We start from the raw sequence: 1,102 nt of genomic DNA, 5'->3' as shown, positions 1-1,102 counted from the left end.
TGTACTTCCCCGTGAGGTTGTGAACGCGGGCTGAGGGGACTTGGCCGCCGATGCCGGTGTGGGGTCGGTGGTGATTGTAGTGGTGTAGCCAGTCGGTGTAGGCGGCCGCACGCGCGGTCTCGTTGGCGTAGGGGCGGGCGTAGGCCCACTCGGCGGCGAGGGTCCGGTTGAAGCGTTCAACTTTCCCATTCGTCTGTGGCCGATACGGCTTGGTCTTCTTGTGCTTGATTCCGGTCTCGGCGAGGGCCGCGGCGAAGACGTGGGAGCGGTAGCAGGCACCGTTGTCGGTCATCACCGCGGTCACCTTCACACCGAGATCAGCGAAGAAGGTGTTCGCACGCTGCCAGAACGCGGCCGCAGTCTCTTTCCGCTCGTCGTCGAGGATCTCCGAGTACGCCACCCGCGAGTGGTCATCGACGGCGTGGTGCAGGTACCGGTAACCGCGTGAGCCCGGCGCACCCGAGCGTGACGCCCGATCACGGGCAGCCCCGGCCTTGCGGTCTGCGGCCGATCCGCGGCCGTGGGCACGCCAGCCACCACCGTCGGGGATCCGGCCCTGCTTCTTGATGTCGACGTGCACCAGTTGTCCGGGGCATTCGACCTCGTACCGCTTCGGTCTCGGCTTTCGGACCGGTAATCCGGTGGCCTGATCGACATTCGTCAGCAGCGGCATCTGGTAGCGGTCGAGGACTCGGCCCACGGTAGACCGGGGTATACGCAGGTGGTAGGCGATCCGGTGCGGCCCCCACCGGCGGGTGCAACGCAGGCCGATGATCCGTCGCTCGGTACGCCGCGGCAGACGTGCCGGTGAGGTCCGTGGCCGGGAACTGCGGTCGGTCAGTGGCTCGCCGACGCGATAGCGGTCAGCCCATCTTTTGGCTGTGGCCGGTGAACACTGAAACCGTTCCGCTGCCCGCCGGAGCGCCCAGCCCTCATCGACGATCAGGACAGCAAGACGGCGACGCCCCTCGGGCGTCAAGGGTGCGTTAGCGTGGGTCACGAAGACCTCCGTGGCTCGATGGTGAGTGTGGTAACCCACATCCTGCCCGGAGGTCTTCGTCCTACTTCAGATGTTCACAACGTGTCGGGGAAGTACAGCTAG

General features: G+C 66.2%; 1 protein-coding gene. It reads right to left on the bottom strand.

Translation table 11 applies throughout. The features are described 5' to 3' along the window. On the bottom strand, nt 1-1,000 hold a 1,000-nt coding region (locus GOARA_RS17555; protein WP_007323780.1), incomplete at its 3' end, for an IS481 family transposase. Between the last annotated feature and the right edge of the window lie 102 nt (nt 1,001-1,102).

Origin of the sequence: Gordonia araii NBRC 100433 (assembly GCF_000241265.1) — a bacterium.
GTDB lineage: Bacteria > Actinomycetota > Actinomycetes > Mycobacteriales > Mycobacteriaceae > Gordonia > Gordonia araii.
This window is presented reverse-complemented; position numbering and strand designations above follow the sequence as displayed.